Raw genomic sequence first — 15,921 nt, 5'->3', positions numbered from 1 at the left:
CTGACCATGACGCTTCCCGCACGGTCGTTTTCGCTGGGCCGTCTGTGCCTGAATCTGGCGATCTGGCTGGCCGCCCTGCTGTGGTTTCTACCGATTCTGGTGGCCGTTTGGGTTGCCATTCATCCTGCATCGGATCAGGGCACCTTTGTGCTGTTCTCCCCGCTGACATTGCAGAACTTTATCGATGCCTGGCACGCCGCACCGTTCGCCCGCTATTTCCTCAACACTACGCTGCTGGTGCTGATGATTGTGATCTGCCAGCTGGTGCTGGCGACAATGGCTGCCTATGCGCTGGTCCGTTTTCGCCTCAAGTTCTCCGGTCTGCTGTTTGCCCTGATCCTGCTACAGCTGATGATCAGCCCCGACGTGCTGATCCTCAACAATTACAAAACCGTGGGCGCGCTGGGGCTGCGCGACACACTGTGGGGCATTGCACTGCCCTATCTTGCTTCGGCCTTTGCTATTTTCCTGCTGCGTCAGACGTTTAAAAGTATTCCTCTGGTGCTGGAAGAAGCGGCGATCGTTGAAGGTGCCAGCCGCTGGACCATTCTGCGCCGTATTTATGTGCCGCTGGCCAAACCGGTGTATATCGCGTTTGCGCTGGTGTCGATCAGCTTCCACTGGAACGATTTCCTCTGGCCGCTGGTGATCACCGACTCGGTCAACGTGCGGCCCATTACCGTCGGTTTGCAGCTGTTTTCCGCCCCGGAACAAGGGGTACAGTGGGCGCTGGTCGGGGCCGCAACGCTGATGACGTCATTGCCGTTGCTGGTGCTGTTCCTGATTTTCCAGCGTCAGTTTGTTCAGTCGTTTATGCGTGCCGGCATCCGCTAACGGAGCGATATATGTCTTTTGAAACCACACCGCACCCGCTTTCTTCTCTGCAACGTCAGGCGCTGGGCGCTGCGGCCATGCTGTATCAGCCACCGGTGATGCGCTCCACTCATCCCGCCGACGGCACGCTGCGCTTTGGCCTGATTGCCGACCCGCAGTACGCTGATGTGGAGGCAGATGTGCCGAAAAATCTCTATTATCGCCATGCACTGCACAAGCTGCCTAAGGCGATTGCCACCTTTAACCGCAAGCCGCTCGATTTTGTCGTCACGCTGGGTGACCTGGTGGATCGCCACTGGTCAAGCTATCAGGCGCTACTGCCGCTGTATGAAACACTGCATCATCCGCATGCGATTGTGATTGGCAACCATGATGCGCAGGTGATTTCTGACCGCCTGACATCGGCGCATACGCCGCCAGCGGGCTTACCGAAAAGCTATTATCAGTTCCGCCTTGCGGGCTACCGCTTTATCGTGTTCGACGGTAATGACATCAGCCTGTATTGCAATCAGGGCAACGGTGATGACCGTCAGCAGGCGAAAGCGATACTGGCCGACCTGGTGGCCCGTCAGCAACCGCAGGCCGAGCTGTGGAACGGCGCGGTGAGCAGTGCTCAACTGGCATGGATTGAAACGCAGCTGCAACAGGCCCAGCAGTTGGGAGAAACCGTGGTGGTGTTTGGTCACTATCCGCTGGCCCCGCATACGGGTCATATCCTGTGGAATGGCGGTGAACTGGCTGATTTGCTGTGCCGCTATCAGGTACGTGCCTGCTTTACCGGGCATGACCATCGCGGTGGCTATGTGCGGCGCGACAATACCGATTTTATTATTATGAAAGGGATGCTCGACGGCGCGGAAGACGTCCCTTACGCGGTGGTGGAACTGCTGGATGGCGTCGTGACTGTAAGGGGATACGGAAATGAAATCAGCCGGATACTGACAAAAGATTAGTACTTATCCGATTCTTGCGGCAACGGGCGGACGGCAGAAAGAATCGGCATGACGAAAAGAAAAATATTAAATAATATGACGCTCAAATATTTTATAGGGCGATTCGCGCTCAGAATAGTTGACGATCGAGATCCCAAGGGTTTTTGCATTCTCCTGCGCCAGGACCATTTTTCTCTCGATATATTCCGGGCCATATCGCATTGGATCAGGCGTACCATGGCCATAGAAAAAGTCTTTTTCAAACCCCTGAAAATAATTATCCGCCCACTCTTTTATGGTTTTTTCTTTTTTATTATTAAAAAAATTCTGAATATTAGGCTTGTCGTCCGCGACCCATTTATCCGTTTTATTTTTGTTATAGTCGTGGTCAAACCCAAGCAAACCAATTCTTTCTGGCGATAAACCCAGCATTATCCAGTACAGGCCCTGGAAAAAAGAGGTGTAGCCAATATTTATTTCAATATCAAAGCCTGTATCCGCCTGAATACCCAAACGACGGGCACCTTCATGAATAACCGCAGAGTATTCTTCATGCCTGATCTCATGTTGATAATTCACGCAAGAAGGGAAATTCTCCTTCGGAAAATCATTAGGATGTATCCAGTAATCAAACTCGCCTCCCTCATAGATACGCCAGGCATTATTGAGGCACACTTTGATATGGTCGTGATATTTATCACTACGCGCCTGCTGGGCCGATAGACCGCTTCCGACAAAAAGAACCTTCATAAATATAATCCTTTATATTTTTCAACATGTTATTCATTTGATTTCTGAGTTTTTCGCGTTCCCAAACGCGGTGGCAACTTATCAGTTCAAGGTCATAGCGACAATGAGTAAAAATACTATTTTGAGGCGAAAAAAAGCGAATTTTCCTGTTATTTTTTCAGGGACGGTGAAAGACCTGAAAATCAGACGTTGCGCCCACCGGAACCCCGGCGGGCGCAACGCATCAGCCGTGAGCTTTAAAAGTTATACTGAACCCCGATGCGCAAGCGGGTCTGCCTGTCATCGGCGGTTTTCCTGACAGAAACATCACCCACCTGCACATACGGCGTCCACTGCTTATTGATGTTATACGCCACCTTCAGATCCTGCTCATAATCCCATTTGTCGTTGTCGTATAACACCTGGTCACTGTGCTTATAAATATAGTTATATTCAAAGCGCCAGTCCGCAAGACGATAACCCAGCCAGAGTTCACCCCGGTTCGTTTTCTTATCATCCGTATTTTCTTTCGTCGAGCGCGTATATTCATAACGGTAGCGCACGTTAAAATAAATACCGTTTTCAAACTGGTATCCGGTGGTTAAAAATGGCTTATAAATACTGTTATCCGAACTGGATTCCAGGGTGAACCCCGGCTGCAGGAACCAGGCGGGCGTGACTTTGTACTGATAACTGACGGTACTTTCTGTACCGCTATCCACCAGATCGGTAAAGGCTTTATTCTTATTATCGCCCCCCGATTTCCATTTGGCTTCCAGTGAAAAACCAAAGCCATTATCAAACCGGTGTGACACCATGAATCGATCTTTGTGTTGTTTACTGTCGTCCAGCCACTCATGGCGAACGTCGAGAGTGACGGCCTGACTACTGGCGCTGGCCAGCAGCAGACCGCAGAGCAGCAGTCTGTTATTTTTCATTTTGGTATCCCAGAGAGTTTGATGTTATTTTTGGATCGTACTTTTGATTAATTCACTCGTTTTCACGTGATAAAAAACATTCGTGTCATCGGTATTACCGCTGACCACATCGTCATATTTCCCCGGTACGGTACGCAGAGAAATATTGCCGCTAAACGTGCCCTGTTTATCTGGCGGGGTGTAAGGCGACGGACGGAACAGGAAGTTAAACCGCTGGTTATCCAGCGCCCGGTTGCCTGCAATAATCAGCGCGCCAGGATTGAAGTTATCGCTGAAGCCATCCATGCCGTTGTTCAGTGCCATGTTGTTGCGCGCCACATGTGCCACGGGCAGCCCTTCGCCTCCCAGTTTGAAGCCGTTGCTGCCGTTATTTACCGACAGACTGTTTTCGATGGTGACGCTGCCGTTCGGGCCGTCTTCAATTTTGTTGAACAGGTCAAAACCGTCATCAATATTGTCGTGGGAATAGCAGTTCACCAGGTGGTTGCCCTCACCGACACGCATTTTCACCGCAAAACCGTCAGCGTTTTTCCGTCCCGGGTCCTGATTACCCCAGGACTCAGCGTTGCTGATCAGATTATGGCTGGCCCACAGCGCGCGGCCGATGCCATCCGGTGAGGCGACCCAGATGCCGGTATCATCGGCATGATGAGCACGGACGCGGTCGATATGGTTGTGACTGCCGGCAATATGGAAACTTTTCTTCGTGACGGTGATGCCCTGAATATGCCAGTAGCTGGCATCGAGCGTCAGACCGTTAAACACCACGTTGTCGCCCAGCGGCCGCAGCATTTTACGGTGCTGCCCGGTGCCGCTGGCCGTGGCAGGGATCACCGTGGCCGGATACTCGCCCTCCGCCAGCCACAGCGTGCCGCCCGGCGCCAGCAGATTGACGGCGCTGGCTACATCCAGCGGATGTTCACGTGAGCCATCGTTATCCGCAGCCCCCTGCGCGGAAGCGTATAGCGTATCCGGATGACTGACCTGCGCCAGGCTTAGCGGGTACGTTTGCGTCAAACGCTGGCCGTTATCCGGTGTAAAGGTGACCTTGAGATCGCGCGGCGTCGATGTGACCTTCACCGGCAGCGCCACTACGTCGCCGCCACGCACTCTTTTCTGGCGCAGCAGCACGGTGTCACCACGTTCTATAGTGATCAGACCGTTGCCGTTGGTGCGCAGCTGGAACACGCCGTCACGCCTGGTGAGGCGAGGGGATGACATCACTTCAATACGCGATTGCAGCACAGGCGCGATATACGGCGCACCGGGCTGCGTATGTGCCTCACTGAGCGTCAGCGTGGCGTGATTCACCGTGATGCTGGCATTACGTGACGCAAAGAAGCCGACGTAATACTGCGTTTTATCCAGTTGGGCGATACGGTCTGCACCCGCCACCGTTTTGCGGCTCCATGCGCTGCCGCCCTGAGGGGCATACGCCACCTCAAACCCGCTGTCTGTTCGGCTCAGACGCAGTGAAAAATGCTGTGGCGTATTCAACGATTGATACGGCTCACGCACGATGCCGATGCCGGTATTGCCCCAGGGCTGCTGCACGCCCTGACGGGCCACCAGCGCCACCACGGGCGGCTTGTCACCGATCGCCATCACCGTATTCATCACCATATTCGAGGCGGCCGGTAACTCTTCAATGCCCGGCTGAACAGCGGGCGCGCGTGCAGGGCCTAAAATATCGCGGACCAGCAATCCCGCGCCTTCCTGCCCTGCCGGTTTTGCCCCGTTTTCCGGGCCGAACTGATTCAGCGTGATATCGGCTTCCAGCAGGAAATTGGCGTCCGCCGGTAAGCGCGTATAGAAATACGTCAGGCCATCGTGGCTGTTGCCCACCTTGCCGCCACGACTTTCCAGCGTGAAGGGCGTGGTGAGCAGGCTGCCTTCTGCCGGCACCGCCTTACCCCCGGCCAGCAGGGTTTCATTGCGGCCGATTTTGTCTGCCAGTACGTTGGTGGCAAAATTAACGTCGGTCGACTGACCAAAGGTGATGCTGTGCCAGACCAGCGTGCCGGGCTCCGGCAGCGCCGCCGCAACGGGCGCGCTCAGCCCGAGGGACAACGTGATAATACAGAGTTGACGTTCCCACATAATCATTCTCATCCTTTAGGCGCAGGGCGCCGCTGGCCGGGTTTTCCGGCCAGTCGGTAGGTGGATAAATCGCGTGTTAAATCGGGGTATTACGGATGCTGTGTGCGGTTCACCAGCGGTTTCGGTGCAGGCTCCTCAACCAGTTCAACGGCAGGGGTATCGAAGATTTTGCGGCACACTTTGCTGTTGCCCCAGCACTCTTCATAGGGGTAACCGATCAGCTCTTCCATCACTAAGCGCACGTCTGGCTGAACATGGCCGATCAGCCCACCCGATTTGATTCTGGCGACTTCGCCCAGCACCACCAGGTGCGTTTTGCGGTTCAGCTTCATCTGATGGCTGAAGACCATCGCCATCAGTGCCAGCGCAATCACGCCCACACAGAACACCAGCGCAATTGCCGTAATAGCACTTTCCGGCTGCGTTTGAGATTTAGACTGGAAGCCGTAGAAGCTGAGGATGGCGCCCATCGCGAAGACAATGATCGAACGCATCAGCTTGCCGGAAAAGGTCATGGCACCGGCGTAGATCCCTTCACGGCGACGGCCGGTAAAGGCTTCATCGATATCCGCCAGGAAGGTATAGACCGTCCAGGGAATGTAGTAGACGCCGCCCGTACCAATGCCGAATACCACGGTGATGCCCAGCATGGCGGCGGTGGCGTACTGCTGCGGCAAATGCAGGAAGTGCAGCAGGCTGTAACACACCACGGAGAACACCACGATGCCCAGCGCCAGAATGTAGGGTTTGCTGAAACCGTGCTTGACGCAGATGCCGATAAAGATCGCGGTGGAGAACAGCTGTAACAGGGAGTTAAGGCTGCTCAGGCCCGCCACCATCGCCGGGTCGTACTGCAACACGAAGATGATGAAGTAGGTGAAGACCGAGGCGAACAGCCACTCGGCGCCGAACCCGCACAGGTACATACCCAGATGTTTGCGGAACACGCGCAGATGGAAGGTCGACTTCATATCGCGCACCAGCGTCAGCATGGTTTTCGCCAGCGTCATTTTCTTCTCATCGACCGGCGTCGTCTCTTCTACCGGACGTTCCCAGGAGGAGATATACAGCATGATCATCGCCACGCATAAAATCACGCCGTAGGTCAGCGCCGTGAAGAAGAACGGCTCGGCAGATTCTTTACCGTAAATGAGAATGAACTGGCCAGGGATAAATGCCGCGAGGAAATTGGCAACCTTACCGAAAATCGCCTTGTAGCCGGTCAGCTTGGAGCGCGCCGAGAAGTCGGTGGTCATCTCAGTGGCGAGGGTTTCATAAGGCACCATCACCGAGGTGTAGATCAGCTCAAACAGCACGTAGGTTGAGAGGTAGTACCAGAAGCCGAAGCCTTCCACCCACAGCAGCGGATAGACCATCATCAGCGGGATGCCGAGTAAGATAAAGAAGCGACGGCGGCCAAAGCGTTTGCCGAGGCGCGTTTTGCCGAAGTTATCCGAAAGATAGCCCATCAGCGGATTACTGATCGCATCGATGATACTGGCAACCGAGAAGATCGCCGACGCCTGTAACAGCGTCAGCCCGCAAAAAGTGGTATAGAAGTAAAGCAGCCAGATACCGGCAATCGCCAGCGCCCCGCTACCGAGTAAATTACCACCGCCGTATGCCAGCTGATGTCTGAAGAGAATTGGTTTTTCTACGTTCATGTGAGCCCCGCCCAGAGAGATTTTATAAAAATGAACCGTTGTTTTATTTTTATAGATACGGTGTTTTATATAGATCTCCCCACTGAATAGATGTGAATTAACTCACAGTTAAAACAGCGGGCGGTGATTTCTCAGACAGATTTGCGAGACATGTAACATTCTTATCAATAAAACGACTAAGCCAGCCTCACCTGGCCCCCCGTAATGCCGCATAAAAATAACGACATTGCTGTTATTTTTACTACAATACAGACACTTAAATATAACAATTTGTCCGAAGCATCTCGGTGAGAAAAGAAAAAAACGTCCCACTACCTGCGCCATCTATCCCGCTTTTCTGAACAAAAAGCGGCTGTTTTGTGATCGGCTTTGCATTTCTGGCAGCGACTGACCCCGCAGCCTTCTCCACGGTGGTAATGTGTTTTCATATTTATGAAACAGCATTTCAATTAAATGAAGACGCTCAACACAGGGCGACACTCATGGCCACCGATGGAGTGAATCATGGCAAAAGGTTCTCAGATCCAATTCAACTTCCACACCGTTCAGGATGCGCAGACCGGCGCCCGGGTGACGCGCTTAACGCCACCTGATGTGCTGTGCCACCGTAACTACTTCTATCAGAAGTGCTTTACCCGCGACGGCAGCAAGCTGCTGTTTGCCGGAGAGTTTGACGGTCATCGCAACTATTACCTGCTCGACCTGAAGACGCAGAAGGCGGTACAACTTACGGAGGGCGCAGGTGATAACACCTTCGGCGGTTTCCTGTCGCCGGATGACCAGCACCTTTATTACGTTAAAAATGAACGCCTGCTGCAACGCGTTACGCTGGCTGACTTCAGTGAGGAAACCGTCTATCAGGTGCCGGATGCCTGGGTCGGTTACGGCACCTGGGTGGCCAACAGCGAGTGCACCAGCCTGGTAGGGATTGAGATCGACCGCAAGGACTGGACGCCGCTCTCTGACTGGACCATTTTCCAGTCGTTCTATCACAGTAACCCGCACTGCCGCCTGCTGCGCATCGACTTGCTCAGCGGCCAGTCTCACGTCATCCATGAAAAAAATGAGTGGCTGGGGCACCCGATCTATCGTCCGTTTGACGACAGCACCGTGGCATTCTGCCATGAAGGCCCGCACGATCTGGTGGATGCGCGTATGTGGCTGGTGAATGAAGACGGCAGCAACGTGCGTAAAGTGAAAGAACACGCGCCAGGGGAAAGCTGCACTCATGAGTTCTGGGTGCCGGACGGCTCTGCGCTGATCTATGTTTCCTATCTGAAGGGCCAGCACGACCGCCATATTCGCCGCTTCGACCCGCAAACAGGGGAAGACATCAGCCTGATGACCATGCCTGCCTGCTCGCATCTGATGAGCAATGATAACGGCACACTGCTGGTCGGCGATGGCTCCGGTACACCGGTAGATGTGAAAGATACCGCCAGCCATACGATTGAGAACGACCCGTGGCTATACCTGTTCGACGCCCAAACGCGCCAGTACGCGCCGCTGGCTGCACATAACAGTTCCTGGCAGGTGCTGGACGGTGACCGCCAGGTAACCCATCCGCACCCCTCTTTCTCGCCGGACGATCGCCACGTGCTATTCACCACGGATTACGAAGGGCTGCCCGCGCTCTATCTGGCGGAGATCCCGGACGCCCTGCGCCACTCATTAAGGAAGGATTAAAACGTGTTTATCTACAAGCAAGACAGACCCTTACAAGACCTGGGCGATGGTGTGAGCCGTCGCGTTCTGGCCCACGGCGGCGGCATGATGGCGGTGGAGGTCAGCTTTGAGACCGGGGCCATCGGCCCGATGCATCACCATGTGCATGAGCAGCTTACCTATGTGCTTTCCGGCCGCTTCCGCTTTACCATCGGTGATGAAACTCACGAAGTAGGCGCGGGCGATACGCTGTATAAAAAGCCGGACATTGTTCACGGCTGCATCTGCCTGGAAAAAGGCGTGCTGTTAGACACCTTTACCCCGCAGCGGCAGGACTTTTTATAAGTTATCGTGCCCAATAAAAAACCGGTGCTGATTCAGCACCGGTTTTTTTATGCCTGAAGAAAGAGAGCGCGTTATGCGAGGATTTCACGCACAAAGTTTTCGATCTCTTTGTTCTGGCTGTTCTCAAAGAAGCATTTCTGGAAGCGCTCGCCGGAGACCGCCGTTTTTACCAGCTCTTTATCGATAGCGCGCAGTGTATCCAGGTAGTTCTCTTTAACGATGGCGGCTTTCACCTGATTTAAGATGCCGGCATTGCGTACCTGAGGCTCTTTACGATCGGCCGGATAGCCCTGACCTTTCGCACCGCTAAAGGCTTTTTCGAAGATAAAGCGCACGTTCAGCTCGGCACCCCAGCCAAATCCTTTGGCAAACGGCAGCGACAGCGCATTGCCGTTGTTGATCTGGGCAAACAGGAAGGCGTCTGCCGGGTCAATGCAGTAACCGCAGATCACGCCCGGATGCAGGTTCAGCGACATCAGCGCGCCCTGGCCGGTGCCACAGCCCGCCACCACAAAGTCCACCGCCTTCGAGTTCAGCAGAATGCTGGCCATGATCCCCAGGTGAATATAGGTCAGGTGGTGATCCTGCTCGTCTGACATGCCAACGTTATACACCGGGTACTCTTTCTCCCCGGCGACCGCGTTCAGCTCTTTCAGGATAATCGCGTTTTTAGCCGCCTGGCTGTTTTCCATCATCAGTGCAATTTTCATTTTAACGTCCTCTTGGGTGCAGCGGGATCGCCCGCTGCACATCAGTGAATTAGGGGGTATTAACGCGCCAGCCAGCCGCCGTCGACGGCGATGGTGTAGCCATTAATATAGTCAGATGCTGTAGATGCGAGGAACACCACCGGACCCATCAGGTCGGCAGGCAGGCCCCAGCGCCCGGCCGGGATGCGGCCGAGGATCTCTTCGCTACGGGCTTCATCGGCGCGCAGCTGCTGAGTGTTGTTGGTGGCCATATAGCCCGGTGCAATCGCGTTGACGTTGATCTGGTGCTTCGCCCATTCGTTCGCCAGCAGACGGGTGACGCCCATCACCGCGCTTTTCGAGGCAGTATAAGAAGGCACACGGATACCACCCTGATAAGAGAGCATCGACGCAATGTTAATAATTTTCCCGCCTGTTCCCTGCGCGATAAACTGTTTTGCCACCGCCTGCGACATAAAGAACACGGATTTGATGTTCAGGTTCATCACGTCATCCCAGTTCTTTTCACTGAAGTCGATGGCGTCTTCACGGCGGATAATCCCGGCGTTATTCACCAGAATATCCAGGTGGCCCATCTCCGCGACTGCGCGCTCCAGCAATCCCGGGATCACTTTGGTGTCACTGAGGTCGGCGGTCAGGCTGAGGAAACGACGCCCGGTTGCCGCGATGCGTTCAATGGTCTCTGTGGGTTCGACAATATTGATACCGACAATATCGCAGCCCGCTTCCGCCAGGCCGAGCGCCATGCCCTGGCCTAAACCGGTATCGCATCCGGTCACCACCGCCACTTTTCCCGACAGGGAGAAATTATCCAGAATCATGTTATTTCCTTGAGTTTGACCAAACATGTTCAGGCGCTTGCCGTGACCCTAAAGTGTGCGGACAGTGCCCGATACCAAAACTGATACAGGCAGCTTAACGGCAAAGTGGGGTAAACTCAACAAAATGAAACGATGTTTCATTTTATATAAACCTGAGTATCTATTTTTGCTGCGGGGATCACATCCTGGAGAGTTCAGGAATGATGTAGAGGCCGATCATCTTTTCCGATCGGCCCGGGCGGATGGTGTGTACCACGGGCCAGGTCTGCATCACAAACAGGAGTGGCTGCTCATCCGGCGTCAGGTCCGGGGCCAGTTTGAGCACGCCGGATCGGCAAAAGACGCATCCATGCGGGCCTCGACACGCGCCGTCCTGGCGCGTGACGCCCGGCTTACCTCAAGCTGGCCCCCTCCCCGCAAAATCGTACTCGCTGTCGGTTTTAAAAACCCAACGCGATTGCGATTTCTCGTAGGGGTCGATCATCTTTTCCGAACGACCCTTTATCATTGGTTTATTTAACATATTGGATCATCACCTAAGCCATAGGTGCAGGCATAAGGATCGGTCCATTGGTTGTCTTGATTATGGAAAAAATAGGTTGTTTCATTATTACTGAACGTCACATAGCCAAAACCACTGGATTGCAGAATCCAACTCCCAGAATCACCATCCTCGAATGTGATCAACCCGGTAGACAGACAAGGAGAGTAGTACTCATGAAGAATATTCCCGCTTTCCTTTGACTCTTTGGCGAGATTAAAATAACGAATTAACTGTTCTTTTTTGGGTATAAATACCTTGCAGGCTTCAATTTCATTTATATCATTACGCCCTTCATCATGTGTACCAGTCTCTGTAATCTCAATATCTTTAACCACTCTCGCCTGAACTGGTGTTGATATGAATGTGCCTAAGAAAATAATATAATAGAGTGATTTTATTTTTATTACCATTTTGCTGTGCTCGCCTCCGTGGCATTTTTCCTTCCTATTTCAGGATGACGATATATTTCGTGCATAGGAATATTTAACGTGGTAGTTAACTCTTTAATTAACCATTTAAGTGAATCATTTTGCCGATCGTTGACGGGTTCGTAGATGAGTTTTTTCTTTGGTCCTGTTTTTTCTGACTCACCCACAATCTCGATCCCAATACTATCAACATTGCTCGGGAATCGATCAGGGTAGTTTTTCACTTTTTCAATCTGATGCACTTTGTCAGAATTTCTCCATGACTTTTCCAGTTCAGCCACTTTTTGAAAATCCGTCGGTTCGCATTTTTTGGTCAGAAAACAGCGGGATTGTAATTTTCCCACATGCCAGGTGATCTGGAATAACGAAGCGGTCTGATAGATGGTGCCATCTCTGTCAATCAGGAAGTGAGCGCCGGTGGCGCCTTTCGTTTGATAACTATGAAAGGTACTGCTGGCTGTCGGCGCATTGGTCTGATGCACAACGATGCCATTAACCGCATCCATCTTTCCACGCTCAATATTATTGAATATTTTCAGGATGATGCGTTCTGCATCAATATAACCACCCTCGTCGATATAAAGCATAAGTCCCTTCCTTAGGTCAAAAAAAATAAAATGTTTACGCAACGGAGATTCACTTTTCAACTATTTTCCCTGATTATTTCAGTCGCGTAAGGCTGAGGGCCACAGCCATTTTTATCAGATGGTACTCAGCAACAGGTCTGAGGCCAGACTGGTGCCTGCGATAGGTTTTAAAACAGAGAATTTTTAAACCGTTACTCCTTTCAACAAACTGCGCCAGTAACAGCGCAGTGATTTATTTAACATATTAGATCATCACCTAAGCCATAGGTGCAGGCATAAGGATCGGTCCACTGGTTGTCTTTAAGGAAAAAAGTGGCTGAGTCGCCATTATCAAAAATAGCAAGCCCCAGGCCGCTGGATTGCACAGTCCAGACTCCTGATACCCCGTCTTTAAACTTTATTTTACCGGTCGTCAGGCAAGGTGAATAATACTCATGAAGCAAGCTCCCACTTTCTTGCAATTCTTTAGCCAGATTGAAAAAGCGAATCATTTGCTTTTTTGTTGGCCTATACACCTTGCAGGCTTCTTCTTCATTTTTATTACCACGTCTTTCATCATATGCGCCAACTTCATCGATTTTAATCTCACTAACCACTCTGGCCTGAGTTTGAAATGAAATAAAAAAAGAAATTAACGTAATAATAAAACGTGTTTTTTTTAAGATCACCATTTCGCTGTGCTTGCCTCAGTGAAGTTTTTTCTACCAATTTCTGGATGCCGATATATTTCACTAGTAGAAACCTTTAACGTTGCCACCAGTTCTTTAATCAACCACATTAAAGATCCATTCTGGCTATCATTAACTTCCTCATAAATATACTCTGGCTTACCCGTATTCTCATTTATCACCCTTGTTGACCTTCCAACAATCTCAATCCCAATACTATCAACATTGCTCGGGAATCGGTCAGGGTAGTTTTTCAATTTCTCAATCTGATGCACTTTGTCAGAATTTCTCCATGACTTTTCCAGTTCAGCCACTTTTTGAAAATCCGTCGGTTCGCATTTTTTGGTCAGAAAACAGCGGGATTGTAATTTTCCCACATGCCAGGTGATCTGGAATAACGAAGCGGTCTGATAGATGGTGCCATCTCTGTCAATCAGGAAGTGAGCGCCGGTGGCGCCTTTCGTTTGATAACTATGAAAGGTACTGCTGGCTGTCGGCGCATTGGTCTGATGCACAACGATGCCATTAACCGCATCCATCTTTCCACGCTCAATATTATTGAATATTTTCAGGATGATGCGTTCTGCATCAATATAACCACCCTCGTCGATATAAAGCATAAGTCCCTTCCTTAGGTTACAAAAATCAAATAATGGCGTTGGCTTTAATGTCATACCCCATGGAAACCGTGCCTGCCATTCCGCCCTCTGCATTTTGCAAAACATAATCCATTTTCACCCGTGAGAATGATAACCCGACCTTTTCTCGCGGACTGCGCATGGTGTCATAACCGAAAGACTCAACCCGGGTAATGATCACCTCCTCTAAGGTCACACGCAGATACTCCAGCGGAGAGCCGCCGGCTTTGCGAACGGTCAGCACGACTTCCGGTATGTGCTTGCCAGTAAGACAGTATTGAAGAAGATTGGGGCTGGCTTTATCGAGGCGGTGATCGAAGTACAGATCGCCGACGGTCGACTTTCCGGCCCCCCCGCCGCGTCCTGAGTGCATGTTGGCAGGCTGACTGACGGCCCATTTCCAGCGTATAACCTCAATCTCACCTTTATGTGAAAAATCCAGAGATTCACCCTCAATCCCCTTAAATGTAATGAAAATATCCTGAGCCATACGTCCTCCTTGTATATGAGTAAAACGATAAAACTCATGGCTATTGGTTTAGCCTGAGCTTATTAGTGGAATAATTAATAAGCTGAATATTTATAAACAAGGGAAGGTACGGCTAATTGAGGAGGGTTATAAATAGTAAAAAAATGATTTTCTAATTGTTGCTGAAGAGATGAGGCCTGCTATCCGCTGTGCGATTAACACAACCCTGGCGAGGCCTCAAGTAAAGGCGTTAAATTTTCTTGCAGCTTTCCAGCCAGCCGGCGGTATCAATCTTGCCGTTCTCCAGATATTTCTGCTGGTTCTGCCAGTGTGCGGCCAGGAAAGGTTTGAGCCCGGACAGACGCTTGTTCAGGGTCAGCATCTGATCAAAGACGCCAACCTCATGTTTCAGCCCTTCCTGCCCATATAAGGTCGCCGAATCTACCAGGCTACTGGCGTAGTAACTGGTCACCTGCTGTAAACTTTTTGTTTGCTCACCCAGTTTGGTTTTACGGATAGCACAGTTCTGATCGCTGCTGTCTTTATCCTTACACAGCGCCTCATAGTTATGTGTGAGGAAATCGAGGAAGCGACCATCATCCTGCAGCTTGGTGCAGAGGAACGATCCCAGGTTAAGGCTGGCGCGGATCGATTGCGCTCGCTCTTCCTGCTGCTGCTGATTGCTGGCCCGCAGCTGACTTTCCAGGTCATTGAGCTTTTTCTTCAGTGCGGCATCATCTACCCCTGAGGCCAGCGTTCCCAGTGCTTTGACGGTGTCTTTCGCTTCATCTTTTTTCTTATCTGCACCGCTACTGTCTGCCCCGAGCGCAGCCCAGCTTTTTTCCAGCTGCTTAACCCGGCCCGTTGAGGTCATCGCGGGGGCTACCAGCACCAGACGCAGCCCGGTGGTTTTACTGGTCGCAGGGCTGGTACTGTCGTAATAGTTCACCTCTTTGCGCGCCGAACTGCGGATCTCCGCTGCACTGGTCTGGAAGTTGCCCCCGCGCACCACAAAGCCCCCAGCCTGACCGTGCAGGCGATTGAGTTTATTGAGATAGAACGGGGTAAACATCATCTCCGAGACATTGCCCAACATATCATGCAGGCCAAGAGGATTCGGGCTGAGACGCCCGATCAGCTGCACCTTGCCATTGGACGATTGCGCACCGGAATACCACTCAAAGTTTTTCATGTCATCCATTGGATAATGGACATCACGAAACTCCGCGCTGTTGACCTTCAGTCCGCCACGGGCAGCAAACTCCCACTCCACCTCCGTAGGCAGGCGTAAAAAGCCAGCGGTACCGTCTTCTTTCGGCAGTTTATCGGCCGCATTACTGCGTAGCCATTCATTGTATTTATTCGCCACGCTGACCGCATCAAACCAGCTGATACCGGTCTCCGGCACGCTGAGTTTACGCGACGGCGTGGGGCAGGTTCCCTGCGTCAGTGCCTGATATTGCAATGCGGTAAGCTCATATTTTGCCATCAGGTAATAACGGCCTTTGCTCTTACCGGCATCGGAGAAACTCCCGGCGATAAAGGCCGGATAGCTGTGTTCAACAAAGCCCCATTCTCCGCCATCCTGCCCCAGCGTGATCGGCAGGTCATCAAGGGGGCCAGCCAGAGGAATCTCGACCCGTCGAAAAGCCATCGATCCCTCGCAGGGCATCGGCAGAATGATATCGTCATCATCAGGTTTAGGATTGTAGCTATCGCCTGTCCAGGGCTCGGCCAGGGCAGGTGCGGCACTGGCGAGCAAAGCCAGAAACAGCCAGGATGACAATGAGGAAGGCGTAAAGGTCACGAACAGTCTCCGCTAATCAGTAATAAGAAAATAAGGGTGGCA

At 51.9% G+C, this 15,921-nt stretch carries 17 protein-coding genes; 4 read left to right on the top strand and 13 right to left on the bottom strand.

The genetic code is table 11. The annotated features are described in order from the left end of the window. Nucleotides 1-6 precede the first annotated feature (6 nt). Together WH277_RS09025 and WH277_RS09020 are read left to right on the top strand one after the other, a co-directional pair. Nucleotides 7-834: a carbohydrate ABC transporter permease gene (locus WH277_RS09025; RefSeq protein ID WP_374760147.1), complete on the top strand. Its 828-nt coding sequence runs from the start codon at nucleotides 7-9 to the stop codon at nucleotides 832-834. An 11-nt stretch (nucleotides 835-845) separates the two neighbouring features. Further along, nucleotides 846-1,787 carry a metallophosphoesterase gene (locus WH277_RS09020; RefSeq protein ID WP_159338342.1) on the top strand — a complete coding sequence of 314 codons (942 nt, stop codon included), beginning with the start codon at nucleotides 846-848 and terminating at the stop codon, nucleotides 1,785-1,787. Between the two features lie 66 nt (nucleotides 1,788-1,853). Here the strand turns inward: WH277_RS09020 and WH277_RS09015 are convergent, their stop codons facing one another. From WH277_RS09015 to WH277_RS09000, 4 genes are all read right to left on the bottom strand, one after another. Continuing rightward, nucleotides 1,854-2,516 (bottom strand): hypothetical protein, encoded by a 663-nt coding sequence (locus WH277_RS09015; protein WP_159338341.1) that lies wholly within the window; start codon nucleotides 2,514-2,516, stop codon nucleotides 1,854-1,856. A gap of 236 nt (nucleotides 2,517-2,752) precedes the next feature. After that, nucleotides 2,753-3,433 (bottom strand): oligogalacturonate-specific porin KdgM family protein, encoded by a 681-nt coding sequence (locus tag WH277_RS09010; RefSeq protein WP_133844653.1) that lies wholly within the window; start codon nucleotides 3,431-3,433, stop codon nucleotides 2,753-2,755. Nucleotides 3,434-3,457: 24 nt separating this feature from the next. Next, the gene (locus tag WH277_RS09005) at nucleotides 3,458-5,539 is read right to left on the bottom strand and encodes a right-handed parallel beta-helix repeat-containing protein (protein WP_339505328.1); all 2,082 of its coding nucleotides are present in this window, start codon (nucleotides 5,537-5,539) and stop codon (nucleotides 3,458-3,460) included. A gap of 83 nt (nucleotides 5,540-5,622) precedes the next feature. After that, complete coding sequence (locus tag WH277_RS09000) at nucleotides 5,623-7,197, bottom strand: MFS transporter (RefSeq protein ID WP_167864179.1); 1,575 nt, start codon at nucleotides 7,195-7,197, stop codon at nucleotides 5,623-5,625. Nucleotides 7,198-7,701: 504 nt separating this feature from the next. Between WH277_RS09000 and WH277_RS08995 the strand changes: the two genes are divergently transcribed. Further along, nucleotides 7,702-8,883, top strand: coding sequence for an oligogalacturonate lyase family protein (locus tag WH277_RS08995; protein ID WP_339505325.1), 1,182 nt, complete (start codon nucleotides 7,702-7,704; stop codon nucleotides 8,881-8,883). Nucleotides 8,884-8,886: 3 nt separating this feature from the next. Next, nucleotides 8,887-9,207 carry a cupin domain-containing protein gene (locus tag WH277_RS08990; RefSeq protein ID WP_212813516.1) on the top strand — a complete coding sequence of 107 codons (321 nt, stop codon included), beginning with the start codon at nucleotides 8,887-8,889 and terminating at the stop codon, nucleotides 9,205-9,207. A gap of 71 nt (nucleotides 9,208-9,278) precedes the next feature. On the opposite strand, the gene WH277_RS08985 is transcribed toward WH277_RS08990, so the two are convergent. From WH277_RS08985 to WH277_RS08945, 9 genes are all read right to left on the bottom strand, one after another. Next, nucleotides 9,279-9,917 (bottom strand): RpiB/LacA/LacB family sugar-phosphate isomerase, encoded by a 639-nt coding sequence (locus WH277_RS08985; protein WP_133844663.1) that lies wholly within the window; start codon nucleotides 9,915-9,917, stop codon nucleotides 9,279-9,281. A 59-nt stretch (nucleotides 9,918-9,976) separates the two neighbouring features. Continuing rightward, complete coding sequence (gene kduD / locus WH277_RS08980; RefSeq protein ID WP_159338338.1) at nucleotides 9,977-10,738, bottom strand: 2-dehydro-3-deoxy-D-gluconate 5-dehydrogenase KduD; 762 nt, start codon at nucleotides 10,736-10,738, stop codon at nucleotides 9,977-9,979. 178 nt (nucleotides 10,739-10,916) lie between these two features. Next, nucleotides 10,917-11,063: a hypothetical protein gene (locus WH277_RS08975; RefSeq protein WP_171149447.1), complete on the bottom strand. Its 147-nt coding sequence runs from the start codon at nucleotides 11,061-11,063 to the stop codon at nucleotides 10,917-10,919. 191 nt (nucleotides 11,064-11,254) lie between these two features. Continuing rightward, nucleotides 11,255-11,617, bottom strand: coding sequence for a hypothetical protein (locus WH277_RS08970; protein WP_339505321.1), 363 nt, complete (start codon nucleotides 11,615-11,617; stop codon nucleotides 11,255-11,257). Nucleotides 11,618-11,685: 68 nt separating this feature from the next. Continuing rightward, the gene (locus tag WH277_RS08965; RefSeq protein ID WP_159338335.1) at nucleotides 11,686-12,297 is read right to left on the bottom strand and encodes a peptidoglycan recognition protein family protein; all 612 of its coding nucleotides are present in this window, start codon (nucleotides 12,295-12,297) and stop codon (nucleotides 11,686-11,688) included. A gap of 236 nt (nucleotides 12,298-12,533) precedes the next feature. Continuing rightward, nucleotides 12,534-12,968 (bottom strand): hypothetical protein, encoded by a 435-nt coding sequence (locus WH277_RS08960; protein ID WP_159338334.1) that lies wholly within the window; start codon nucleotides 12,966-12,968, stop codon nucleotides 12,534-12,536. After that, nucleotides 12,962-13,585 (bottom strand): peptidoglycan recognition protein family protein, encoded by a 624-nt coding sequence (locus WH277_RS08955; protein ID WP_159338333.1) that lies wholly within the window; start codon nucleotides 13,583-13,585, stop codon nucleotides 12,962-12,964. Before WH277_RS08955 ends, WH277_RS08960 begins: the two co-directional genes overlap by 7 nt. Before the next feature lie 25 nt (nucleotides 13,586-13,610). Next, on the bottom strand, nucleotides 13,611-14,093 hold the full coding sequence (locus tag WH277_RS08950) for an Hcp family type VI secretion system effector (RefSeq protein WP_339505318.1): 483 nt from the start codon (nucleotides 14,091-14,093) through the stop codon (nucleotides 13,611-13,613). 229 nt (nucleotides 14,094-14,322) lie between these two features. Beyond that, nucleotides 14,323-15,879 carry an SUMF1/EgtB/PvdO family nonheme iron enzyme gene (locus tag WH277_RS08945; protein ID WP_133844673.1) on the bottom strand — a complete coding sequence of 519 codons (1,557 nt, stop codon included), beginning with the start codon at nucleotides 15,877-15,879 and terminating at the stop codon, nucleotides 14,323-14,325. Between the last annotated feature and the right edge of the window lie 42 nt (nucleotides 15,880-15,921).

The sequence above is a fragment of the Erwinia sp. MYb416 genome (assembly GCF_037479575.1).
Taxonomy (GTDB): Bacteria; Pseudomonadota; Gammaproteobacteria; order Enterobacterales; family Enterobacteriaceae; genus Erwinia; species Erwinia rhapontici.
Note: the sequence above shows the minus strand (reverse complement) of the source record. Positions and strands in the feature narration are given on the sequence as shown.